Raw genomic sequence first — 4474 nt, forward strand, 5'->3', positions numbered from 1 at the left:
TGATATTTGATGTTTACAGGAGCATTTATGTATGCTTCAAGTCACCATGTTGGTATAGGTTATGGTTCTAGTGCAGGTATGATGACTGGTGTGCCATTTAAATTAGATGAAAATGGAAAGCTAATAAATTCTGAAGATGGACAATTATTTGGATGGGGAATAGGTCATGAAATAGGGCATGTTCATGATAGACCAGGTTTAACATATGCAGAGGTTACAAATAATATTTTAGCACTTATGACTCAAACATATAACGATGAAAACTCATCTAGAATAGAAGATGGAAATGGATATGAAGATGTATATGATAGAGTAACTTCACAAAGTGTAGGTGTACCAAGGGGTAGAACAGGACTTGCAATGTTCTGGCAATTACACTTAGCATATGATGATAGTTATACTTATAATATGATAAAAACAAATAGTGATGGTGATTTAGATAACGATACATTCTACTCTAAATTATATAGAATAACTAGGGAAAAAGGTATAGCTCCTAGTGAAACAGGATATGACCAAACTGCTCAAACATATATAATGAGAGCTTCAGATGCGGTTAAAAAAGATTTAAGACCATTCTTTAAGGCTTGGGGATTAGTAGCTAGTCCAAAAACTGATGAATACTTAAATAAAATGGATTATCCAGTTGAAACTAGAGATATACAATATATAAATGATGAAGCTAGAAGAAAGAAATTAGATGCTATTAGTAAAAATGATATGAGCTCAATTACTATGGCTGATGATGTAGCGGTAAGTGCTAGCTTCGGAACTGATGATAAAGGTAACCAAGTAACAGAAAAGACTTATTTAAATCAAAAGAGTGTACCACTTAATATAAGTGTAAACAAAGATAATGATAAGATTTTAGGTTATGAAATAATAAGAAAAGAAGCAGCTGCAACTGGATTTAAAGAAGTTCCTGTTGGATTTGTTGAAAGAAATAAAGAAAGTAACATAACTGAGTACAAAGATGTTATAGATTCAGTAAACAATAGAACATTCACATATAAAGTAAAAGCTTACGACTATAGCTTAAATAAAAGTAGTGAATTTGAATTAGGTACTGTAAAAGTTACTCATGATGGAAGCCTAGCTAAGAAGGATTGGACATTTGATACTAATACAATAAGCCCAGATGATACAGTTCACGAAAATACAGGACATGGACACAATGAAGATGGTTCAATAAATAATATTAAAGATAACGATGCATCAACAGTTTATAACGGTGCTATTGGAACTGATAACACTGGACAAACTTTAAGTGGAGATCCATATGTAACTATAAATATGGGAACTAGCAAACAAGTAATAGGATTAAAATATACTCCAGGAAATACTACTGCTAAGAAATTCTCATTTAAAAGGTTATTTACTAAAAATAAAGAAGTAACATATGACTCAATAAGTGATTATGAAGTATTAGTAAGTAGTGATAATAAAAAATGGACTAAAGTTCACTCAGGAAAATTTGATACTACAAAAGAAAACACAATTTACTTTAATGAAAGCGGAAATGATTCAAATAAACAATTATGGTCAACTAATGCTCAATATGTGAAGTTAGTAGCAAAAGGTGCAAAAACTATATCTATAGGTGAACTTGAGTTATTAGGACAACCTGGAGATAATATAGAAATAGGAAGCTACAACAATGGTAAGTATACAAACGGTATTGGTAGATTAAAATCAGATTACACATATGCTAAGGATAAGGTAATACCTCAAGGTTCTATATTAATAACAGGTGAATATAGAGGTGATCCTGCATTTAACGTACCATTAGTATTAAATGAAAATGATGGAAACTATGCATTACAATCACAAGTTATACTTCTTGCAGAATTACCAGAAGATGCACAGTTAGGTGAAGTAGCACAAGGTAGTTGGATATACTGGATAACACCAGAACAAGAAAAGGCAATAATAAATGGAGAACAAAACATAAAAGGTAGTCAAGTTAAGGCTGAGTTATATAGATATAACAAGCTAGACTCTACAGGAGCTCCTGTTGGACAAAGATTAGTAAGTGATACCTTCTTATATGAATTACCAAGTGATTTAAGTAAGTTACCAACAATAGATTTAGCTACTTCAAAGGCGAGATCATCAGCTGCTAAAGTAATGGAAATAGATCAAAATACTGTAAAAAAGGCATTTGAGAATAGATAGACATTTTTAAGAAGGAGAGACATATGAGGAAATTAAAATCGTCAGTTAAAACTGCTGTTGTATCTACATTAGCTTTAACTTCTACAGCTGCAATTATTTATGCAGTCCCGAATATGAAGGCAAATGATGTTAAATCAACTGATATTGGGAACAAGTTAAAATTAGATGTAGAAAAAATAGATAGAGATACTGTAAAAGTATCTATAGATAACGTACAAGATATACCAAAGTCAATACAATTTAGTGTAAAACTAGATGGAAATGTAAAACTTGCTAATGGTGAGTCGAGTATAAAAGACTTAATAAAACCACAAGTTCAAGCTAGATTAGCAAGTAATGAATATCAAGATAGCAGTAATGATATACTAGCTGATTACACATATAACCAAGACTCAAACACTATAGATGTTCTTATAACATCAGAAAACTCTTTACCTAAGTTAGGAAATAAAATAGAAGTATTTGAGTTAGATTTAAAAGCAAGTGATAAAACTACAAAACAAGGAGGAACTACTTATAAAGTAGTTCCAAATGATAAAGATGAGTATAAATACTTATCTGTAACAAATAAGGAATATAGTGATTTAGGAGTAGTATCAGATGATGAAACTCTTAGCTTAAATACAGCACCAACTATAACCTCTTCTAAAGACTTTATAAAAATAGTAGAAGGTGAAAAATTAGAATTAACACCTCAAAACCTAGGAATAACTATGAAAGATATAGATGGTGATGCTGTTGAATTACAAGTTAAAGATTTATCTCAAAGTAATAAGCCTGTAATAACAACATTTAGTAAACAAACACCAGGATTATATAGCTTAGAATGTAGAGCTATAGATAGCTATAATGAAAAATCTGAACCTATAGAAATACAAGTATATGTAGATTATGCAAATGTAAAAGATCTTCCTACTATAACTAGAGACGGGCAAGCACTACAAACAAATATAACAATAAGCGGTGGAGATATATTTAAACCATTAGAAAATGTTAAAGCAGTAGATGCAAAGGGAAGAGAATTAGAAGTAAAAGTATCTACAGATAAGGCTCTTGAATTAGATCCAGAGAATGACACTACTTATGTATTAACATATACTGCAGTAGATACTTATGGAAATGAAGCTAAAATACAAGTTAATTTAAATGTAATAGCTAATAAAGCGCCTGTAATCTCAGGAGTTAAAAACCATACATTAAAAGTAGGAGATAGCTTTGACCCAAGAGCTGGTGTTCATGTAACTGATGAAGATGATGATATACAATTAGTTGTAGATAGTAATGTAAATACTAATCTTGCAGGAGAATATAGAGTATTATACAGTGCAACTGATAGCAAAGGTAAAACTACAAGATTACAAAGTATTGTAAAAGTAAATCCTAAAATGTCTTCAATAAATCATGTACCTGTAATATATGCAAATGATACAACTATAAAATTAGGTGATACGTTTAATCCTTTAAGTATAGTTACTGCATACGATGAAGAAGATAAAGACTTAACACAAAGTGTAGAAGTAGTAAATAATAATGTAGATACTAAAAAAGAAGGTAACTACACTGTAACTTATAGAGTAAAAGATAAAAATGGAGCAACAGCAACTAAGACAATAACAGTAACAGTAGTTAAAGGCGTTACACTTGCTAGTGAAATAAAGATAAGCAATAAGTTTAATAATTTATACTTAGGAGCTTCTAAAGAAATAAATGCAGCTGTTAACAAAGAAGCAGATATAAAAGATATAAAGTGGTCTGTAAGTGATACTAATATATTAAATCTTGAAGCAAAAGGAAATACTGCTAAAGTAACTGCAAAAGGTGAAGGTAAGGTAGTTATTACAGCTACTACAACTGATGGAAGTAATCTAAGTGATAGCTTTGAAGTAACTGTACAAGACTTTAAAAAGGATGATGTAATTCCAGATGTTATAGCTAATATTATAGACACTAACATAGTAACACCAGTATCTGGACAAGGAGATTTAAATTCACCTGTAGAATTAGAAGTTAAAGACGTTAGATCAGAAGATTTTACAAACTTTGTCAAAGATTTAAAGAAAGGGAACTCTAAAATAGTTGATACTATAGAAACTAAAGAGTTTACAGTATACAAAATAAAATTAACTAAGTATAGATTATTTGCAAGAAATACTGAATACTATGTAGAACTTAAGATAGATAATAGCTTAGCAAATGCTTCTAAATACAAAGAAATAGTAGTTAATACATTAAAGGTTGAAGAAGATAATAATAACTCGAATGGTGGAAATACATAAGGCGGAAATGGATCGACTAACAA

At 30.3% G+C, this 4474-nt stretch carries 2 protein-coding genes; both read left to right on the forward strand.

Annotated features, from left to right (window positions below; genetic code table 11):
- Nucleotides 1-27: 27 nt before the first annotated feature.
- Nucleotides 28-2175, forward strand: coding sequence for a M60 family metallopeptidase (locus BN7997_RS06925; protein ID WP_195906804.1), 2148 nt, complete (start codon nucleotides 28-30; stop codon nucleotides 2173-2175).
- Between the two features lie 23 nt (nucleotides 2176-2198).
- Nucleotides 2199-4451 (forward strand): immunoglobulin-like domain-containing protein, encoded by a 2253-nt coding sequence (locus BN7997_RS06930; RefSeq protein ID WP_071120104.1) that lies wholly within the window; start codon nucleotides 2199-2201, stop codon nucleotides 4449-4451.
- Nucleotides 4452-4474: the final 23 nt, after the last annotated feature.

Origin of the sequence: Romboutsia timonensis, from assembly GCF_900106845.1 — a bacterium.
Lineage (GTDB): Bacteria > Bacillota > Clostridia > Peptostreptococcales > Peptostreptococcaceae > Romboutsia > Romboutsia timonensis.